This window comes from Sorangium sp. So ce375, assembly GCF_051473855.1.
In the GTDB taxonomy this organism is placed as follows: domain Bacteria; phylum Myxococcota_A; class Polyangia; order Polyangiales; family Polyangiaceae; genus Sorangium.
Genome location: NZ_CP150335.1, coordinates 5,750,030 through 5,770,935, shown reverse-complemented (window position 1 = coordinate 5,770,935; position 20,906 = coordinate 5,750,030). Strand labels below are relative to the sequence as shown.

Below are 20,906 nucleotides of genomic sequence, written 5' to 3'. Positions count from 1 at the left end.
ACAAGCCTGCGTGCGGAGCTTGTCATCGCGACCTCCGCGGGATCCCGCGCGGCCCCGCTGCCCCTCTCGACGCCAGCGACTCGCGGCGAGCGGCCAGCGCGCTGCGGCGCGCCGCGGCCTTCTCGGCTCCTTCGGTGCGCACGTCGGTCGGCTTGGCCCGGGACAGGTGGCCCGCGAGCAGCTCGACCGTCGGGAACTCGAAAAGGTCGGTCACGAGCACCTCGACGCCAGCCTGGCGCAGGCGCTCCTGGACCTCGATCAGCAGCAGCGAGTGACCTCCCTCGTCGAAGAAGTTGGTCCTCAGCCCAACGCGCTCGATCCCGAGCAGGTCGCGCCAGATCGACGCGACGAGCAGCTCGGCCTCGTTGCGCGGCGTGTCGTCAGCGACAGGCCGGGCGCGGTGGAACCCCAGGCCGCGCAGCGCCTTGCGATCGAGCTTGCCGCTGTCCGCCAGCGGAAGCTCGTCCACGACCCGCACCTCGGCCGGGATCATGTGCTCGGGCAACCGAGTCCGGAGCCGCCGCAGCAGCGCGTCTGGGTCGATGCCCCGACGGGGCGGGACGCTCCGCCGTGGCACCGTGTCGCGGGCGAACAGCTCGGCGTACAAGCGAGTGGCTTTGAAGATGGGCGCGTGGTGAGGCGCGTCGTGTCGAAACGGCACGGGTTCTGCGCCCTGCAGATAGAGAGTCCCATCTACCCCGTAGTCGGGGTGGAGCCGATCCTCACACAGCTCCGCGCGGCAGTGCGCGGAGATTCGATCGCCCGCGCGCACGGCCACGCCGGGGTGGAACGCAGGGAAGAATACGGGCAGCCAGCAGTGCTCGTGCTTGAGGGTGTCGAGCACCGGGCCTGCGCCGCAATCGAGGGTGAGCCAGACCAGGAACCCGTGGAGCGTCCCCTCCCGCTGAACCTCGAACTCCTCGGCGCCATGGCGCTCGGGGTTGACGGGGGCGCGAAAGTCGAGCTCCTCGAACACCCGCGGAGCCGCGAGAACGTGCGAGTAGTCGAGCCCACGCACGCTGAGCCGGAGATCGAAGGGGTAGCCGATCTCGGCGAAGATCCGTTCGACGTAGCGAGCCGGCAGCGCGTCGAACGCGAGCTCGGCCAGGAGCGCGGCGGGCAGCTCGACCGGTGCAAAGAGCGTGACGCTGCGCTCGGGGACCATCCGCGCGCCCGGGGACAGGAGCCGCCGGACCCCGTTCATGATCATGGCAGCGCCCTCGCAGCCGCCGATCGCGCCGACGATCTCGGATACGCAGACCTCCGCCTGCTCGGGCAGCTCGACGGCCGTGGCGTCGGCGTGGATCACCTCGATCACGTCCGCGAGGCCGAGTCCGCGGACATGCGCAGACGCCTCCTCGAACGTGTCGCGCAGCAGCTCGACCGCGTAGACCTTGCGGGCTCCGGCCTCGACGCAGAGGCGAGACAGGATGGCCTCCGGCCCCGGACCGACCTCGAGCACGACCCTGTCGCGCACGGTCCCCGCGAGCGCCTTTCGGTAGCTCTCGTTGCGTCGCTCGTCGCTGCTCATCGCGTGGTAGGCGAGCTCGTCGTAGACGAGGTATTCAGCGATCGACGGCCACCATTGCGGACCCGGGTAGTCGCGCTTCGCGATGGTCCAGGCGACCAAGCGCGCGCTCGACTCCTCCCCGAGCGCATCGACGGCCGCGGCGCTGACCGAGGGATCCTCGCAGAGCACCGCCTCGATTTCGCCCGGATCGAGCCGAAAGCCGCGGAGCTTGAGCTGCTGGTCTCGACGACCCACGAACTCGATCTGCCCGTCCGCGAGGAAGCGGGCGAGATCGCCTGTTCGATACATCTGCATGCCCACGCCTGCGAACGGGTCCTCAACGAAGGCGGCCGCGGTCTGCTCCGGTCGACCCCAGTAGCCCCGCGCGACGCCAGGGCCACCGACGCACAGCTCGCCCACCACCCCGAGCGGGACGGGCCGGAGCTCATCATCGATGATGTACACCCGCGCGTCGCCCAGCGGCCTTCCGATGGACGGAGGCCGATCCGAGCTCGGATCGGCAGGACCCAGGCTCGCGCAGACCGTGGTCTCGGTGGGTCCGTAGGCGTTCAGGAAGAGACGCCCGGGCGCCCAGGTCTTCACGATGTCCACCGAGCATGGTTCGCCCGCCGAGACCAGCGTCCGCAGGGCAGGCAGCGGGGCCACCGGCAACTGGGCGAGCACCGAAGGCGGAAGCGTCGCGTGCGTGACCCCGAGCCGCTCGATCAGATCGACCATCTCGCGCGAGGGCACGAGCCGATGGCGAGGCGCCGACACAAGGCATGCGCCCGCGCCGAGCGCCGTGAAGATCTCGGACACCGAGGCGTCCCAGCTCAGCGACGCGAACTGGAGCACGCGGCTCCCCGCGTCGATCCGAAACGCCTCGATCTGGCTCCGGACGAGGTGATCGGCCGACCTGTGCGTGACCGCGACGCCCTTGGGCCGGCCGGTCGAGCCCGATGTGTAGATGAGGTATGCGAGGTCATCGACATCGACCTCGACAGCCACCGGCGGGCCATCGGGCAGCTCGAAACCTGGGCCGACCCGCGTAACGCCGCTGACCTGCGCCCTCGGGTCGTCGGCGTCGACGAGCACGTGCGTGGCCCTGCTGTCCGCGATGATCTCCGTCAAGCGGATCTGCGGAAAGCTCGGCTCCACAGGAACGTAGGCAGCCCCCGCCTGGAGCACGCCCAGCACGGTCGCGAGCCGCAGGATCGAGGCGCGCATGCTCACCACCACGCGATCACCTCGACACACCCCCGCCCGGACGAGCCGCCCGGCGATCGCGCTCGCCTGCGCGACGAGCTCTCTGTACGAGATCGACGAGATCGCGCCATCCTCCAGCCCCGCGAACACCATCGCCGTCGCCTCGGGCGACGCGCTGCCGCGGGCCTGAACGAGCTCGTGCAAGGTCCGCGGCGTCCCCTCGAGCGGGCGCTCGCCTCGGCTCAGCGCGAGCAGCTCGGCGGCCTCCTCGGCGTCGACCACCGTCAGATCGCGGAGCCGGCGAGGCTCCGCGGCGCACATCTGGGCGAGCAGCCGGCGCATGTGGCCGAGCAGCCGACGCACCGTGCCGCGGTCGAAGCGATCCTCGTCCCAGCCGCCCCCGAGCCTGCCGGTATCGCGGATCTCGAGCATTACGACGAGGGGAAAGCCCCCCCGTTCGACGAACTCGAAGTCGCCAACCCGCAGCTCGTCGCTGGCCTGAAGGCTCTGCAGATCGAGCGGGAAGTTCTCGAACACCAGCAAGCTGTCGAAGAGCCGCGTGCCGCCCGGGACTTCGCTCCACGACTGGACCTGGCTCAGCGAGACGTGCTCCCGCAGGCGCCCCTCGACCTGTTGATGCTGGAGCTCCACAAGCCAGCTCTCAAGCTCGCGATCGGGGTCGAGCTGGACGCGAACGGGCAAGGTGTTGAGGGTGATGCCCACCATCTGCTCGATGCCGTCCAGCTCAGGCGGGCGACCAGCGACGGCGGTCCCGAACACCACGTCCCGACGGCCGCTGTAACGCGACAGGAGCAGCGCCCACGCCCCCTGAGCGAGGGTGTTGAGCGTCACCCGTCGACGCCGCGCCGCCGCCTTGAGCGCGGCGACCTCGTCCGGCGACATGGGGACGAATTCAAGCCCATAGCCGAGCTCGGAGCGGGGATCTCGGGCGACGTGCTCGATCGTCAGCGGCGTGGGCTCGGTGAACCCGCGCAGCCTCTCCTTCCACCACGCCTCCGCGGAGGGCTGCGCGCGCTGCCAGGCCACGAAGTCCTTGAACGGACGGACCGGAGCGAGCTCGGGGGGCCGGCCCCTCGCATGCTCGCCGTAGCCTGCGAGCAGTTCCTTGAGCAGGATCGGCACCGACCACGCGTCGAGGATCGCGTGGTGCCACGTCCATACGAGCCGATACTCGTCGTCGTACAGGTGGACCAGCACGAGCCGGAACAGCGGTGCGCGGTTCAGCTCGAACCCGCGGGCGCGCTCCTCCGCGCGCAGCGTCGCGAGCTCGGCCGGGTCGGCACGATCCTGCCAGTCGAGGATCTCGAGCGGGAGCCGGGCTCGCTGGCCGACCACCTGGAGCGGCTCCGGGAGCCCGCGCCACGCGAAGGCCGTGCGCAGGACCGCATGGCGCTCCTGCAAGGTCTGCCACGCCGCCGTAAACGCTCGTGCGTCGAGTGACCCGTAGATTGCGAGGCAGAGCTGATGGACGTACACGGCGTCAGCCTCGCCAGAGACGCTGTGAAACAGTATGCCCTGCTGCATCGGGGTGAGCGGATAGGCATCCGGTCGAGCAGTCATCGAGGTCTCCTGATCCATCTCAATCGGCGTCGAACCCGACCTGGGCGATCGCCTGGGCCAGGTGCGCTGCGGATACGTGGAGCTCCGGCGCGACGGGGAGCGGCCGGTTCGGCTCGCGCTGCCGGTCGACATACGCGGCGAGGGCCGCGACGGTCGGGTGGAGGAACAGGTCGGTCGGCCGAAGCTCGATCCCCGTCCGCTTGCAGCGAGCCACGATCTGAATGCTCCGGATCGAGTCGCCGCCGATCGAGAAGAAGTCGTCGCTCGTCCCGACCCGCTCGAGCCCGAGCACCTCGGCCCAGATCCCGGCGAGGTTCGCCTCGGTGTTTGTGCGCGGGGGCACGTGCTCGCGCTCGCCCGCGTTCTCCCGGTCGGCCACGGGCAGGGCTCGCTGGTCGAGCTTGCCGTTGCTCGTCAGTGGAAGGGCCGGGATCGGACAAATCAGGGTCGGCACCATGTACTGGGGCAGCTGCGAGCCGAGGAACGCGCGAAGGGCGTGGCCATCGGGCGCCTCGCCAGATCTCGGGACCACGTAGGCCACGAGCACGCGCTCGCCTGAAGGGTGCTCACGGGCGACCACCGCGGCCTCGGAGATCTCCGGGTGCAGGACGAGGGCGGCCTCGATCTCGCCCGGCTCGATCCGAAAGCCGCGGATCTTGATCATGTCGTCGATGCGGCCGAGAAATTCGAGGTTCCCGTCGGCCCTCCGGCGCGCGAGGTCCCGGGTGCGATAGAGACGAGCGCCCGGCGCGCTGCTGAGACCATCGGGCACGAAGGACTCCGCGGTCCGCCGCGGGTCATGGAGATAGCCGCGCCCGATCCCAAGCCCGCCAAGATAAAGCTCCCCGATGACACCCACCGGGACCGGCGCGAGCTGACGGTCCAGCACGTAAGCTGCCATGTTCCGGATCGGGCTGCCGATCGGGGCGATCGCCTTGGTTTTGTCGATAGCTCGCACGCAGCGGATCTCGTAGTGACACTGGTCGTCGGAGCACTCCGTCGAGCCGTAGCTGTTGAGCAGCGGGATGTCGGGGTAGACCTCGAGCCAGCGCTGGCAGAGCTCGATCGGGAGAGCGTCGCCAGTCGACACCATCCAGCGCAGCGCTGGCAGCGGCGGGGGCCCGTCCTCGGCGCCTGTGACCTCCTCGATCAGCACGTGCAGCATCGAGGGTACGAGCTGCATTACCGTGACGCCCGCGCACTGCGCCTCGCGGACGAGCTCGGCCACATCCTCGGCCTGGGGGTCGCTGAACACTGCCACCATCCCGCCCTGGATCAGCGGGGCGAGGCATTGCCACACGACGATGTCGAACGTCTGGGGCCCGGTCTGGGCGAGGACGTCGTCCGCGCCCATGCCGAGATCCTCGATCTTACCGAGGACATGATTCAACATTCCCGTGTGCTCGACGAGCACCCCCTTGGGCGCGCCGGTCGAGCCCGAGGTGAACATCGCGTAGGCTACATCGCGGCCGTGCGGCGGCGCAGGCGGCTCTCCGCTGTAGCTCGGGAGCGGGCTGTCGATGTCCACGACCCGGATCCCGCGGGCGCTGGCGAACGCGCAGATTTGCTCCCAGAGCTCGAGCCCCGCCGCCCGCGAGCTGACCACCACCGGCGTACGAGCGGCCGTCAGCACCTGCGTGATCCGTTGGAAAGGGTGCCGGGGGTTGAGCAGGAGGAAGCCCGCGCCAGCCCGGTTCGCGGCCAGCATCCAGGTCACGAAGGGAATGTCGCGGGGCAGCAGCACCGCGACGAGGTCGTTGGGCTGGGCACCGAGCTCCGCGAGATGGCACGCGGCCGCCCGAACATCGCGCAGCAGCTCCGCGTATCGAATCGCCCGATCTCCACTGCGCACCGCAACCCGCTCGCCCTGCTCGCGGGCGCGAGCCTCAAAGAGCTCGACCACCGACTGGGCCTCGGGCATCGCCGCCTGTGGCCCCGCAGCGCGGGCGATCTCCTCCCGCCGCTCGACCTCGGTGAGCAGGTTGAGCTCGGCGATCGATCGATCGGGCTCCGCGATGAGCCCGCGCAGGAGCGTCTCGAAGTGGCCAGCCATCCGCTCGATCGTCGCGGCGTCGAAGAGATCGGTCGCATACTTCCACGCTCCGACGAGGCGGCCTCGCTCGTCCTCCTTCATCTCGAGGCTCAGGTCGAACTGCCCCTCTTGCTGCGGCACAGGCAGCGGCACGAGCTCGAGCAGGCCGAAGGGGATCGCCGGCTCGTCAACCGCGGGGAGGACGATCCTGCCCATCTCCTCGAACCTGTGGAAGCGCTGGCGCAACACGAACGAGGTCTGAAAGAGCGGCGAGCGGCTGAGGTCGCGCGGGAGCTGTAGTTGGTCGACGAGGATCGAGAAAGGGTAGTCCTGGTGCGCAATCGCGCCGAGCACGCGCTCGCGCGTCTGGCGGAGGAGATGACGGAACGAGGGCGCCCCGCTCAGATCGCCTCGCAGCGCGACCATGTTGACGAGGTAGCCTACGAGGTCACTGAACTCGGGGCGGTGCCGGCCCGAGGTGGGTGTCCCCACGATGACCTCGTCTTGTCCGGTGTAGCGGTGCAAGAGCACCTGGTAGGCAGCCACCAGCGCCATGAACAGCGTGCACCCGGAGTGCGCAGCCAGCAGCTTGAGCTGCCGGGTCAAGTCGGCGTCAATGACCCGCCTGACGGTGGCGCCGCGAAACGTCTGGAGCGGGGGTCGGGGCCGATCGACCGGGAGATCCAGCGCCGGATGTTCGCCCGTCAGGACCTCCCGCCAATAGGCTAGCTGCCGCGCTCCCTCGTCGCCTTCCAGCAATCGCTGCTGATCGGCCACGAAGCGCTCATAACTGATCGACGGCTCGCAGAGCCGAGGGCCGCCGGACACCTCGGCCCGGTAAAGCTCGCGCAGCTCCTCCATCATGACGATGAAGGACCAGAGGTCGCTCACGATGTGATGAATGGAGAAGACGAGCACGTGCTCGTCTCGGCCGCGCTCGAAGAGCGTGGTGACGAGGGCCGCGCTCGCGGCCAAATCGAAGGGCCGCCGGGCGCAGACCAGCACTGCAGCGTCCAGCTCGGCCTGCGACCAGCCGCGGGCATCGATTCGGTCCAGGAGAACCGGATGATCGGCGAGCTCCTGCTGTCGGAGCTCGCAGTCATCATCAAAGGCGATCCGGAGGCACCCATGGCGCTCCGAGAGCGCCTGCAATGCACGTTGAAATGCGGCGGGATCGAAGTCGCCGAGTACCCGCACGGGGACGACGATGTTATGAGCCCAGCTCTCCGGGGCTAGCTTCCACAAGAACCAGAGAGCAGCCTGCCCGTGCGACAAGGGGAACCAGCGAGGACCAGTCATGTCGCATTCAACCTGATGTCAGCAGGAACATGTCTTTCGCCAGCGCGGTCGGAAAGGCCATGACTTTTCTACAGCCGTGGTTGCCAGGGTCCGTGGCGAAGCCTGGGGCACAACAAGAAGATGTCAACCCGGACCTTTAGGTTGCCAGTCGAATTTGTGTATGCATAAGCCGTCGTGTCGATGGCACGGCCCGCTCCGCCCACTTGTGTCGATGGCGCGGCCCGCTCCGCCCACTCGCTTGCAACCAGCCGGAATCGGCCTTGGTAACAGCCGACGACGGGCGGCCGGAGGTGGAGACATCGCAACGTTCCGTCGTTCTGTCCTCGACACTCGCGGAGGAGTTCACTCTCAAGGCATGCCTGTCGCCGCCAGCGGAAGAGGGGAGGAGCAGATGAGGCGCGAGGCGTGCCGGCATCATCGCTCAAGCGCGTTTTCTTTTTGTCGCAAATTCGCGTTACCATTCGACAGCTGAAGACCGACGAGGCGCCGCAAAATCTCGGTCGGCGAGTTGACTCGAGGCTCCGAGCGGATATGTTGGCCACTGACCCTATGGCAGCAGGGCCCGTGCGCGTGATCGCAGCCTCTGGCCTGTCTGGTGCGGGCAAGACCCAGGTGCTCCGCCGAGCCGCCGAGCTGCTCGGAGGCGCGCCGGTCTTGCACTTCGACGGCTATGCGGCTGTCTCCACCTTCCCCATGGACATGCGGGCCTGGTTGGAAGGGGGCGCGGATGTCGAGGCGTACCAGATGCCCCAGCTCGCACGAGATCTCCGCGCGCTGCGCGAGTGGCGAACGGTGACCCTCCCTGGCGGGGGCGTCGTCCAGCCTGGAAGCGTGGTGCTGGTCGAAGCGCCCATAGGGCGCGAACTCAAGGAGATCGCCGCGCTCATCGACTTCGTGGCGTTTCTGGACGCTCCCTTCGACGTCCTCCTCGCCCGCCGCCTCCTTCGTCGGATGGAGGAGGAGCGCGAGCAGCTCGGCGGGAGGATCCTCGATGTGCTGCGCGCCGATCTGCGCTACCACCTGGATCTCGGCCGGCGCTTGCATGTACACGGCCAGCGCGTGCTGGCTCAGGCCGCGGATATCGTGATCGACAGCACACGCCCCCTGGACGACGTTGCCCGTGCGATGCTCCACGCTGCCGGGCTGCGCTGACCCGGCCCTTCAGGACGGCTTCAGCACGAGCTCCAGGAGGTGCTGGGCCAACCCGTCGAGGACAGGGTAGTCGAGCAGCAGGGTCATCGGTAGCTTGGCCCCCATCCGCGACGCGATCCGGTTACGGATCTCGATCGCCATCAGCGAGTCGAGCCCGAGCACCTGAAGCGGCACGTCCGAAGGGATGGGCGCGCCGCGCATGCCGAGGACATCCCCCGTGATCTGGCGCAGGAGAGCCAGAATCGAGTCCCGGCGCGCCTCGGGCGCGAGCGCGTCGAGGTGGTCTCCAAACGAGCTCGGAGCCTTTGCTATCGCGGCCTTGGCCTGGACGAGATCGCGCCACAGCGGCGTGACCGAGCCCCCTTCGGCGAGCGAGCGCTCGAGAGCGCCGAGCTCCACTCGGAGCAGGACCAGCAGCGCCTGGTCGCGGCCCATGGCGTCGGCCAGGAGGCCCAATCCCTCTTCGACCGCGAGCGCGTGTATGCCCTGCCTCGCGATCCGTTCCCAAGCCGAGTCGGACATGCCCGCGGCGAGGCCCACGCCGGACCAGGGCCCCCAGGCCAGGCTATGGGCAGGCAGGCCGCGCGCCCGTCGGTGCTGGGCGAGCGCGTCGAGGAACACGTTGGCCGCTGCGTAGTTGGCCTGGCCCGAGGTACCGAGCACGCCCGCCGCCGAGGAGAACAGCACGAAGAAGTCGAGCTTTTCGTTCAGCGTCGCCGTATGGAGGTTCCACGCGCCCCTGGCCTTGGCCGCCATGACCGGCCGGAATCGCTGGGCGTCCTGCTCGACGACGATGCCGTCGTCGAGCACCGCCGCGGTATGGACGATGCCCGTCAGCGGCAGCTCGTGGGGAACCCTCGCGATCAGATCGAGCGTCTCGGCCTCGCGCGAGATGTCGGCCGCGACCAGCGTCACGCGCGCGCCGATCCGCTCGAGCTCGCGCACGACGCTCGCAGCCCCTGGCGTCTGGTGCCCCCGCCTCGACACCAGCATCAGGTGTCGTACGCCCTGCTGGGCCAGCCAGCGAGCGACCTGCTGGCCCAGCCCTCCGAGCCCGCCCGTGACGATCACCGTCCCCTCCCTGAAGGCCAGCGGACGGCCCGAGCCCCTCGGCGCGGGGACGAGTCGAGGAACGAGCACGCTGTCGCCGCGGATCGCTAGCTCGGGCTCCTCCGCCGCCCGGGCTAGTGCCTCGGGCAGCCTCGCCAGCGCAACGAAATCGTCCACATCCACGCACGTGAGCCTCCGATCCGGGTGCTCGGATCGGAAGCTGCGAGCGAGCCCCCAGAGCGCAGCCCCGCCCGGATCATCACATCGACCAGGACCCATTGCGCGCTGGGTCACCCAGATCATCGTGGTGTCCGCGCCGCCACGCGCGTGCGTCTGGAGAAGCGCGAGCGCCTGTTCGCCCACCCGCTCAAGCCCGTTCGGGGTCGGCTCCGCACCCCAGACCACGACCACACCCGCGAACCCGTCACCGACGCCATGCTCACGACCGAGGTGGCTCAGCGTGGTGCGCAACACGGCCTTGCGCAGCTCTTCCACCAGCGGCTCCAGCGCGGGGTGCTCGCCCCCGCCGTCGACGACCAGCCACTCACCCGCGAGCATTGAAGTGGCCCCGAGCGACGGCCGCGCTGTCCAGGCGAGCTCATAGATCCAGCGAGCGGATCGATCTTCCTGCCTGCCCAGGAATTCACCGCGGGGAGCTCGGCGGGTTGCGAAGCCTTCGACCTCGATCACAACTCCATCTTCGCCCCAGTACACGAGGTCGCTCGAAATCTGGCTCTCGGCTCGATTGCGGACATGATGCCGACAGTGGCGAGCTCGGGCACCTGGACGCCAGACAAGCCGGTGCAGCGCCATGGGCAGCCACGCCTCGTCCGTGGCGCGCCAGGCCGTGGCCGCCAGACCGAAGCCGTTGTCGAGCAGACCGGGGTCGACCGGACCGAGCGCCCGCGAACCTCGACCCACGGGCGGCTGGAGGCTCGCAAAGGCGGTATCTCCGATCACCCACAGATCGGTCAACCAGCGCCAGCCGGCCGACCAGGCCACGCCGACCGCCGCGAGGGCGTCGAACACCTCGGTCCCGGAGCGCACGGCTTCGCGCGGTAGCTCGGGCGGTCGCGGCGGCGCTCCTCCCCACGTGCCCAGGAGCCCCTGTGCATGCAACATCCAGCCCGCTGGCGCGCTGTCCTCACTCACGAGCTGCGTTGAAATGGTGAAGCGAAATCCGTCGCCCTGAGGGGTGAGCTGAACGTGGATATCGACCTCATCGTCGAGCACCGCGGCCTGCATGAACTGGACATCCTCAAGGCGGATGGCCTGACCGGGCCAGCGCTGGGCGGCGATCGAGAGGGCGACCACGAGAAAGTAGGAGCCTGGGACCACGACTTGCCCGTACACGCGATGGTCCGCCAGCCCTGGGTGATCGCCGAGCCGCAGCCGTAGCACGTGGTGCGCCCCCCCGTCAGGCAAGCCCCGCTCGAGACCCGCAAGGGAGTAGGCCCCCGCGCGTCCGTGAAGCCGCGCCTCGGGCTCGGGCAACCAGTAGCGCTGACGGTCGAACGCGTAGGTCGGGATCTGGACGCGGCGGGCCCCCTGGCCAGCAAAGACCGACTCCCAGTCGATATCGACCCCCTGCTCGAAGAGCGCGCATGCGGCCGTCCATACGCTCTCGACCTCATCATGATCGCGCCGCAGCGACGCCACGAAGGTCAGCCCGGCGTCTGCGGGCAGACAGCCTTTGGCCATCCCGCAGAGCACGGGGTGTGGGCCGAGCTCGAGCAAGGTTCCGACGCGACCGAGGGCGGCCACGCCGTCCATGAAGCGGACCGGCTCACGGACCTGCGCGAGCCAGTAGTCGGGCGTGAGGATCTCGGCCCCCGCGAGCCGACCGCTGACGTTGGACACGAGGGGAATCGTGGCGGGCCGAAACTCAAGCTGCTCGAGCTCGGCTCGAAAGTCGTCGAGCATTGGCTCCATACGCGCGGAGTGGAACGCGTGCGAGACCTGCAGCCGCTGCGAGGGGACCCCCTGCTGCGTGAGCGCAGCCACGACCTGCATCACGCGGCCCTCATCCCCCGAGAGCACGACCTGGGTCGGGCCATTGATGGCTGCCACCGACACGCCTGCGGTCAAGAGCGGCGCGACCCGCTCGAAGGAGGTCGCCACCGACACCATCGCTCCGCCCTCGGGCAGCGCGTCCATCAGGCTAGCCCGCGCGCGCACAAGCCGGCACGCGTCGCGGAGCGAGAACACGCCCGCGACGCAGGCCGCGGTGACCTCACCGAGCGAGTGGCCGAGCACGACGTCGGGGCGGACGCCCCACGACTCCCACAGGCGATGGAGCGCGTATCCGACGGCAAACAGCGCGGGCTGAGCGCGGCCCGTGCGCTCGAGGTCCGCGAGCTTCAGAAGCCCAGGTTGCCCCAGGAGGTCGAGGGCCTCGGCGAGCGCGTCGCCAACCACGGGATACGCCTCGGCCAGGCCCCGCGCCATGTCCGCGCGCTGCGCGCCTTGCCCGGTGAACAAGAAGGCAAGGCGCGCGGAGCTGCTCGGCTTGAGCTCGCGTGTGCGGAGACGCTCGCGAACCTCGTCGGCGTCTCGACCGACCACGGCCAGGCGATGCTCGAAGTGACTCCGGCGCGTCGCCAGCGAGTAGGCAACATCGACTAGCCGCTCCTCCGCGAGCGCCCGGCTCGCGAGCAAGCGCTCTGTCTGCCCGGCCAAGGCGGCGGGGCTCCGGGCCGAGATCACGACTGGCGAAGGCCGGCGCGCGGCTTTACCATCCCGCCGTTGCACGAGCCCGAGGCGGTCGAGCGCCGCCCGCGTCTCTGCCAGCACCGCGAGCTCGTCCTCGCCTCGCCGGACGGAGCTCAGCACCTGCCCGAAGCGGCTGTGCGCCTGGATGTCGGTCTCGAGCGAGCGCCGGTTGAGAGCGTGGGGCCCCACCTCGATGAACACGCTGTGTCCCTCGGCGAGCAGCGCGTTCACCGCGCCCGAGAAATCGGCCGGCTCGACGAAGTTGCGCACCCAGTGCTCGGGCCCGGCGTCGAGATCCTCGAGCCTGCCTCCGGTGACCTCCGAGTAGAAGGGCGCTCTCCCGCGCCTGGGCTCCACGCCTTCGAACGACGCGCGCAGGTCGCCGAGCAACCATTCAACGAGCGGGGAGTGCGGGCTGACGTCGATGCTCACGCGTCGCGCGAAGATCCCCCGGCGGGCGGCGGCCTCGAGCACCTCGTTCAGGGCGACCGGCTCGCCCGCGAGCACCGTGCTGGTTCGGCTGTCGCGGATGGCTCGGAACACGCGCCCCTCGTAGCCGAGGAGCACCTCGGCCGCGGCGTCCCAGGGCAGCCCGATCATGCCCATGCCGCCGAGGCCTCGTTGCCGCGCGACGACGTTCCCGTAGCCGCAAATGACCTGCATTGCGTGCTCGAGGCTGAGCACGCCGGCGATGCAAGCGGCCGCGATCTCGCCCGTACTGTGGCCGACGACCGCCCCAGGCTCGATCCCCCACGAGCGCCAGAGCTCGGCAAGCGCGATGTCGATCGCGATGATCGCGGGCAGGCTGACCTCGATCCGGTCGAGGCGGGATCGCTCGACGGGCGCGCGCAGCTCGTCGATCAACGACCAGCCCGCGATCGCTTGGAGCTGGCGGTCGCAAGCCTCGATGACGGCGCGAAAAGCCGGCTCCGCGTCGAGCAACGCAACGCCCATACCGACCCACTGTGCGCCCTGGCCCGGGCACACGAACACCACGCTCGGGCGCCAGCGACGGACCAGGGCGTGGCTGTTCGTGCCACCGATGCCGAACGAACTCACGCCCGCAGTCGCGGCCGGATCGGACCACGGCTCGCGCTGCGTCTGGACCCGAATGCCGAGCGCGTCGACGTCGATGAGCGGGTTCGGTGACTCGTAGTTCAGGCTGGGCACGAGCTCGCCGTGATGGAGGCACAGCGCCGTCTTCACGAACCCGACGAGCCCAGCCGCGCCCTCGAGGTGCCCCACGTTCGTCTTCACCGAGCCGACCCGCAGCGGCTCCCGCCGGCCGGGCGCGTTCCCGTAGACCTTGCCGAGGGCGCTGGCTTCGATCGGATCGCCGAGCGGCGTGCCGGTGCCGTGGGCCTCGACGTACTGGACCTCGCTCGGATCGAGCCCCGCGCGCTGGCAGGCCTCGCGAAGCACGTCGGCCTGCGCGCGAGCGTTGGGTGCCGTCAGCCCGTTGCTGGCGCCGTCGTTGTTGACCGCGCTGCCCATGACCAGGCAGTAGATGCGGTTCCCTTCGGCGAGCGCCTGCGAGAGCCGTTGCAGCACCACCACGACACCACCTTCGCCGCGGACATAGCCATTGGCGCGGGCGTCAAAGGTGTAGCAGCGTCCGTCGGGCGACAGGACGCCGCAGCGCTCGACCCCGAGCGCGCTCTCCGGCAGGATGTTGAGGTTGACCGCGCCCGCGAGCGCGAGGGTCGACTCGCCGCTGCGCAGACCCTCGCAGGCGAGGTGGATCGCGACCAGCCCCGAAGAGCACGCCGAGTCGATGGCCATGCTCGGGCCACGGGCGCCGAGGAAGTAGGAGATTCGATTGGCGACGATGCTCCGCTGGTTGCCGGTAGCCGTGTAGGTGGTCTGACCTCGGAGCCCTCGCTGATGGATGAGCGCGTCGTAGTCGGACCAGATCAACCCGCAGTAGACCCCCGTGCGACTGTCACGAATGTCCGAAGCTCGAATGCCGGCGTCTTCGACCGCCTCCCAGGCCAGCTCGAGCATCAGCCGCTGCTGGGGATCGAGATCCGTCGCCTCGCGCGGGGAGATCCCGAAGAACCGCGTATCAAAGGCGTCGATGTGATCGAGGAACGCGCCCCAGCGGAGCCGCTCGCTCCCTTCGGGGCGAGCATCGCCGAGCTCCGCGTAGATGGCCTCGGCCGTCCAGCGATCGCGCGGCACCTCGCTGACCGCGCTGACGCGATCTCGCAGCAGCGTCCAGAATGCGTCGAGGGACTCCGCGCCCGGGAGCCGACAGGCCATGCCCACGACCGCGATCGGCTCGTCGACGACCGCGCGCGCCACCGGCGTCGGCTCGGGCTCCCGCCCCGGCGACGCGAGGTAGGCCACGAGCGCGACCATGGTGCTGTGCTCCCAGAGCAACGTCGGAGACACCCGCCGGCCCAGCTTCTCCGACAGCGCCGCCGCCACCTGAACGGCTCGCAGCGAGTCGAGCCCGTGGCGGTGAAAGCTCGCGTCGGGATCGAGGGTTTCGGCTGGCACGCCGAGGGCCGCGGCCAGCTCGGCGCGCACCAGCTCCCCTATCCGCTTCCGTACCTCCAACATCCGATCTTCTCCCCCAGCGGTCGATCCTCGGCCGACTCAGCGAGCGATTCTACGCGAGTTCCAGGGGCCGAGGTCGATCCAGACTGCAGCGTTGCTCTCCTGCGTCGCGGCTACCAGTTGAACGGCCCCTCCACCTCGTGAAGCTTGTCGCCGCCGGGAATCGAGTAGTGGAGCACCAGCGAGAAGCGCGACTTGCCGGGCTTGCGGAGCTTGTCTCCGCCGTGGATCTGCAAGGGGTGCTGGAAGATGACGTCGCCCTTCTTGATCACCAGCGGCTTCCACTCCCTGCCCTCGACAGCCTTCTTCAAGTACTCGGCCTCCTGGTAGCGCGTCTCCTGGTGGCACGTGCGGAGGTTGGTCTGCGGATAGTTGGTGTGACCTGGCCAGAGCGGGACGCGATGCGAGCCGGGGTAGACGGCGAGCGGGCCCGCGTCGGGGTCGACGTCCTCCGCCGCCACCCAGACGCCGACGAGCCGGTTGGCCGGGTGAATGTGGTACGAGCACAGATCCTGGTGGAGGGTCACCTGGCTGCCCCACTTGAACGCGATGGCGTTGATCAGAACCGGGCCGTCGGCGAGGATGAGGTGCGTCATCCGGAGGATGGCGTTCGCCTTGGTGACGGCGAGCGCTGCCTCGCTGTGGGGGTGGTAGTAGTGGACCCGCCAGATCTGGCTGTCGCGCAGGCGGATCCGCTCCTTCAGCGGCCAGCTCAAGAGCTCGGCGTGGTCGACAGGTCCAGGGGATCGGCCTTGGATGTGCAGGCTCATCACCTGCAAGCCGTCGAGGACCTGATCGGTCGTCCAGAAGGAGTCGATGTCGGCCCGGCACCGATCGAGCATCTCCACCTCGTCCGCGCCCGAGAGGGCTCCTTCGATGACGAAGTATCCGTCCGTGACCCACCGGTGGAGCAGCCGCGCCTCGTCCCCGCTGATCAGCCCCTGCGTGAGCCGGGCGTCGATCTGCTCGCTCGCGTCCTCGCGATCGAGCCACGGCACGTCGGTCCGGTCCTGGTTCCAGGGGCGGCCCCGCTGGGCGACGAGCGCAGGCGACGAGCCGTACCACTGCGGCGGGGGATGCATCCGCTCCTTGCCGACCCAGCTCTGGAACGTGTAAGGCTCTGGACTACGGATCTCCATGATGTGCCCCTCTTCCTGGATTGCCATGCTGCGATACCAGGACTGCCGGCGATATCAGCGTGAGCGACATTCCGCAGAAAACTGCGATTCTATCTAATTAGCATTGCCATACACCGGTCCATAGGTTCGCAATGGAGAGCTTCTGGCGCTGCGCGCTCGCCGCTTCGGGTCGAGGCTGTTCCCTAGCTCTTTCTAGGTGGAACATACGCACTACATCCCAGCGTCCGCGTCGAACCGCCCCGAGTGCAACTGCCTCTGGATGCGTTTCTACCAACCACTACCAACTTCAGAGCACCGTACTAGACCGTCAATAGCTCTGTGAGGGAACCATGATCGCTCTGGTTGCACATTGGAAGCTCCGCGACGGGTGTCCGGACGAACTCAGCCAAGCACTGGAAGGCCTCTGTAAGGAGGTCGAGCAGAACGAACCGGGCACGCTCCTCTTCTCGGTTGGCACGCCTGGTGCTTGGCCGCCCATCGGGCCTCCGCCGGACTACGAAGTGGTCGATCTCGCCCCGCAACCTCCTCTCGCTAACGAGCTGGTCTTCATCGAAGTCTACGCTGATGCTGAGGCGTTCGCGGCCCATCTCCGCGGCAGCTTTCGGGTATTCCTCGATCGTCACCGTCATCGCTTCGAGACGCCCTGGCAAGGTCATCCCCGGCCGACGGTGACCTGGATCGATCCGCGCTGGGTGATGTCGCGACAGCCGTGGGCGCTCAGCGTGTCGAAGGAGCGCCATGTCTACAAGGGCAACGCCGCCCGATCCGCGGCCGACTCACCCCCCCGAGACGAGGATGCGATTCCTTGATGGTGGAGGGCTCGGAGGCGGCGTGACCGTCGATTCCGGACGCAGCGCTCCGCAGTCCTGCGGAAACGCCGCGGCAGACGAGGGCGCACGAGCCGACCGGGCGCTGCTGCAGCATAACTTCCCCTGGGCGCACGACGCTTATGTCCGGATCGCGCTCGCGGGAGCGGGCGCGCCGAAGCAGCGCATCCGCCGCGAGGTGGCCACGGAGAACATCGCCGCCACGCTGGCCTTGTGGCTGAGCACGCGTCACCCGTCCGGGCTCGCCGGCAAACCCTTGCTCGAGGTTCGGTCGCAATGATGGATCACAACGGGACCTCGCTGACGAGAGATCCGGAGCCATACATCGCCAATGTACCTGTGGGCGTGCTGGCGACGATCGGGAACACGCCCACGATCCAGCTCGAGCAGATCGGCAAAGGCCAGCGCGCGAAGCTCTACGCCAAGCTCGAGTTTCTGAACCCCGGCGGCAGCTTGAAGGACCGCCCGGCCCTCGCGATGTTGACCAGCGCGCTGGCCGAAGGCCGCATCAAGCCTGGCGGGCTGATCATCGAGTCTTCCTCTGGAAACATGGGGATCGGGCTGGCCCAGGCGGCCAGGTTTTTCCGGCTTCGCTTCATCTGCGTGATCGACATCAAGACCACGATCAGCAACATCAGGATTCTGGAGGCGCTCGGCGCCGAGGTCGAGCTGATCCAGGAGCCGCACCCCGAGACGGGCGAGTTCCTCGACGCCCGAAAGTTCAGGGTCGCGCAGCTGCTCGCCCAGAACCCAGGCGCGTTTTGGCCCAATCAGTACGAAAATCAGGCCAACGTCGATTCGCATTGCAGCAGCACCGCGCCAGAGCTGGTCGCGTCGCTCGGGCGCCCGCCAGATTACGTGCTGGTCGCGACCAGCACCTGCGGGACGCTGGGCGGATTTCAAAAATTCCTCACGGGGATCTGCGCGCACACGCAGATCATCGCGGTGGACGCCGAAGGTAGCGCGCTGTTTGGTCCGCCGGCGCCCGGACGCTCGATCCCGGGGCTCGGCTCGGCGAGCAAGGCTCGGCTTGCAAGCGTTGATTCGCTGCTCATCGACTATGTCAGCACGCAAGACTGCGTGACCGGCGCGCACCTGCTCGCCCAGCGCGAGGCGATCCTGGTCGGCGGCTCTTCGGGTGGGGTCATTGTGTCAGCGCTGCGCCTCGCTCGTCGCGTACGCGTAGGCGCCAGCGTGGCCATGATCCTCCCCGACCGAGGGGAGCGGTATCTCGACACGATATTCAACAGGCAGTGGCTCGCGGTACACTGTGCTGATCTGGAGAAGCGCATGGAGGAGTTCGATGAGTGATCGTGGCATCCTGATCCTCGGCGCCCACGCTGTCTGTGGTCACGGAGCGCAGGCCTCGCCGCTCTCGGGGGTGATGATGCGCATGTAGTGGGGCGGCTCCAGGATCCGTTCGAGATCGCTCTCGAGGCAAATTCGTCGGCTGTCTCGCTCGACCTCGCGGAAGCCAGCGAAGCGGTACGTCACAAACATCATCCGATTTCGGTCGGTTTCGACGAATTCGGAGCGGAGCTTCACGCCGGCGTGCTTGGCTTCGGCCATGACGTAGTTCAGCAGGAGCGACCCGCAGCCCCTCGACATGACCCGGCACGACATGAGCAGGAGCTGGATGGTCCAGACGCCGGGGTCGCGCTGGACGAGCGTGAGCCCAATCTTTCCGTAGTCGCCGTAGCCGTCGGTCAGGCTCGCGATCAGCAGCTCGTGCCGATCGGAGTCCATGAGCTCGCGGAGCTGATCGTACGAATAGGTGATACCGGTTGTGTTGAGCTGGTTGGTCCTGAGCGTCAGCTCCTCGGCGCGGCGCAGATCCTCCTCGCGGGCGCGGGCGATGGTGAAGACCATGCCGAGCGTGGCGAGGAACTCCTCCTTCGGGCCTGCGAAGCTCTCCTCGACTTGCTGGCGCTTCACGTCGCTCAGGTACATGAGGCGCCGTCGCGCCGAGTCCTCGGTGATGAAGCGCGGGTTCATGGCCGGCATGTCGAGCAGGCCGTCGATGTCGGCCGCGTCGAAGCAGCGCACGGCGGGGAGCGAGAAGGAGACCTCGCTGCGCTCGTACGGGTCGTCGTCGATGAAGCCGATGGTGTCGATCCCGATGTTGAGCGCCTCGGCGATCAGCTCGATAGACTGGACCTTCGAGCTCCAGTTGAGCTGCGGGTGGAGAAAATACTGCTCTAGCCCGAGCTCTTCGAGCTTGCGCATCGCCGCCTCGGGCACGTTCTTGCTGGCGACGGACTGCAGAATGCCCCGGCGGTCGAGCGTCAGCACGATGTCCTTGATGTTCGGCCTGAGCGCGACGTTCTCGTCCTCGAGCAGCACCCCACGCCACAGGGTGTTGTCGAGATCCCACACCACGCACTTGATCGTCTTCGCTCTTTCTTCATCCATGGCGGTCATGCACCATCCGATTGATACGCATGATCGGTGAGCGCAATTTGATGAATCTGACTGCTGCCCTCGATGATCTCCATGACCTTCGTGTCGCGCAGCAGTCGCGCGACGGGGAAATCGGCGCTGCAGCCGTTGGCGCCGTGAATCTGGACCGTGTCGCTGGCCGCGCGCGCGGCCGCCTGCGAGGCGAAGTATTTCGCCATGGACGTCTCCATGAGCGCCCGCGGATCGCGCCGATCCTTCATGCGGCCAGCGTTCCAGCAGAGCAGCGCCGCCGCCCTGGTCCCGACCAGCATATCGGAGATCATCCGGCGGATGAGCTGGTGATCGCGCAGCGGGGCGCCGAATTGGCGGCGCTCGTCGGCATAACGCAGCGAGGCCGAAAGGCATGCCTCCGCGATGCCGACGCACCCCCAGGCGACGCTGTAGCGACCCCAATCGAGCGCCGATTGCGCGACGTGCGAGACGCCGAAGCCCGGCTTCGCGAGGAGATTTTCCTTCGGCACCTCGCAGCCCGACAAATGGATTTCTGCGAGCATGGAAGCGCGGGTGCCGAGCATCCCACGGATAGGCCGCTGCGTGAGGCCGGCGCGGTCGGCCTCGACGAGCAGGGCTAGGGGCGCGCCGTTCGAGCGGGCAAAGACCATGAAGAGGTCGGCGATCTCCCCGAAGGTCACCCAGCGCTTGCGCCCGTCGAGCACGTAGGCGTCGCCGCGCTCGACGGCGGTCGTCTCGATGCTGGAGGCGTCGCTGCCCGCGGCGGGCTCGCTCAGGCAGAACGCGCCGAGCGTCGCGCCCGAGGCGAGCCGCGGCAGCCAGCGCTCCCGCTGCGCGCGGCTGCCCCAGCGGCCGACCGCGTGGACGACCATCGAGTGAACCGTGAGCAGGCTGCGGAGCGACGAGCAGCCGCGCCCGAGCTCGTCGTTGAGCACGCCAAAGGCGAGCGCGTCGTCGCCGCGCCCCCCTGCCTCCGGCGGCGCGAGCGAGCCGAGGTACCCACGCGCCGCGAGCGCCTCGATCACTGCGCACGGCATGGCCTCGGCCCGGTCCCACGCGTCGGCGTGCGATCGGACGTGCTCGTCGACGAACGCGCGAATCTCCTCGCGGCATCGCGCCTGCTGCTCGGTCCACTCCATCGTCGACTCCATCGAGCCGTTCACGCGCCCTGCCCGCCAGCGGCAGCGCTCTTCTTGCGCGCGACGAGCGCGGCGATCGCGGCCACCGTCCTGAAATTGTCGACGTCGAGATCCTCGCTGTCGACCTTGAGTTCGAACTGGGCTTCCACGAACGTCACCAGCTGCATCGCGAAGAGCGAGCTGACCAGGCCGAGGGCGAAAATGTCGTCTCCGTCCGCGAGGCTCTGGTACCGGCAGTTGCGCATGATGAAGGATCTCACGAGTTCTTTGGGCTCCGACATGATT

General features: G+C 68.5%; 11 protein-coding genes. 4 read left to right on the top strand and 7 right to left on the bottom strand.

Features of this window, described 5'->3' with window-relative positions; all coding sequences use genetic code 11:
• Positions 1 to 22 precede the first annotated feature (22 nt).
• Both WME90_RS21335 and WME90_RS21330 read right to left on the bottom strand, forming a co-directional pair.
• Positions 23 to 4,297: an amino acid adenylation domain-containing protein gene (locus WME90_RS21335; RefSeq protein ID WP_437283007.1), complete on the bottom strand. Its 4,275-nt coding sequence runs from the start codon at positions 4,295 to 4,297 to the stop codon at positions 23 to 25.
• A gap of 19 nt (positions 4,298 to 4,316) precedes the next feature.
• Positions 4,317 to 7,628 carry a non-ribosomal peptide synthetase gene (locus WME90_RS21330; protein ID WP_437283006.1) on the bottom strand — a complete coding sequence of 1,104 codons (3,312 nt, stop codon included), beginning with the start codon at positions 7,626 to 7,628 and terminating at the stop codon, positions 4,317 to 4,319.
• A gap of 405 nt (positions 7,629 to 8,033) precedes the next feature.
• Between WME90_RS21330 and WME90_RS21325 the strand changes: the two genes are divergently transcribed.
• On the top strand, positions 8,034 to 8,780 hold the full coding sequence (locus WME90_RS21325; protein ID WP_437283005.1) for a hypothetical protein: 747 nt from the start codon (positions 8,034 to 8,036) through the stop codon (positions 8,778 to 8,780).
• Positions 8,781 to 8,789: 9 nt separating this feature from the next.
• On the opposite strand, the gene WME90_RS21320 is transcribed toward WME90_RS21325, so the two are convergent.
• A complete protein-coding gene (locus tag WME90_RS21320; RefSeq protein ID WP_437283004.1) occupies positions 8,790 to 15,107 on the bottom strand; it encodes an SDR family NAD(P)-dependent oxidoreductase in 6,318 nt (2,105 codons plus the stop codon).
• A gap of 110 nt (positions 15,108 to 15,217) precedes the next feature.
• Positions 15,218 to 16,270: a phytanoyl-CoA dioxygenase family protein gene (locus WME90_RS21315; RefSeq protein WP_437283003.1), complete on the bottom strand. Its 1,053-nt coding sequence runs from the start codon at positions 16,268 to 16,270 to the stop codon at positions 15,218 to 15,220.
• Positions 16,271 to 16,572: 302 nt separating this feature from the next.
• On the opposite strand from WME90_RS21315, the gene WME90_RS21310 reads away from it, so the two are divergent.
• The 3 genes from WME90_RS21310 to WME90_RS21300 are packed head-to-tail and all read left to right on the top strand — an operon-like array spanning position 16,573 to position 18,381.
• The gene (locus WME90_RS21310; protein WP_437283002.1) at positions 16,573 to 17,052 is read left to right on the top strand and encodes a putative quinol monooxygenase; all 480 of its coding nucleotides are present in this window, start codon (positions 16,573 to 16,575) and stop codon (positions 17,050 to 17,052) included.
• Between the two features lie 22 nt (positions 17,053 to 17,074).
• Positions 17,075 to 17,350 carry a hypothetical protein gene (locus WME90_RS21305; RefSeq protein WP_437283001.1) on the top strand — a complete coding sequence of 92 codons (276 nt, stop codon included), beginning with the start codon at positions 17,075 to 17,077 and terminating at the stop codon, positions 17,348 to 17,350.
• A complete protein-coding gene (locus WME90_RS21300) occupies positions 17,347 to 18,381 on the top strand; it encodes a pyridoxal-phosphate dependent enzyme (protein ID WP_437283000.1) in 1,035 nt (344 codons plus the stop codon). The genes WME90_RS21305 and WME90_RS21300 overlap by 4 nt, the downstream gene beginning before the upstream one ends.
• Before the next feature lie 39 nt (positions 18,382 to 18,420).
• On the opposite strand, the gene WME90_RS21295 is transcribed toward WME90_RS21300, so the two are convergent.
• From WME90_RS21295 to WME90_RS21285, 3 genes are read right to left on the bottom strand one after another with little or no spacing between them, the layout of a single operon-like run.
• A complete protein-coding gene (locus WME90_RS21295) occupies positions 18,421 to 19,482 on the bottom strand; it encodes an HAD-IIIC family phosphatase (RefSeq protein WP_437282999.1) in 1,062 nt (353 codons plus the stop codon).
• 5 nt (positions 19,483 to 19,487) lie between these two features.
• The gene (locus WME90_RS21290) at positions 19,488 to 20,645 is read right to left on the bottom strand and encodes an acyl-CoA dehydrogenase family protein (protein ID WP_437282998.1); all 1,158 of its coding nucleotides are present in this window, start codon (positions 20,643 to 20,645) and stop codon (positions 19,488 to 19,490) included.
• Positions 20,642 to 20,902, bottom strand: coding sequence for an acyl carrier protein (locus tag WME90_RS21285; protein ID WP_437282997.1), 261 nt, complete (start codon positions 20,900 to 20,902; stop codon positions 20,642 to 20,644). Before WME90_RS21285 ends, WME90_RS21290 begins: the two co-directional genes overlap by 4 nt.
• Positions 20,903 to 20,906: the final 4 nt, after the last annotated feature.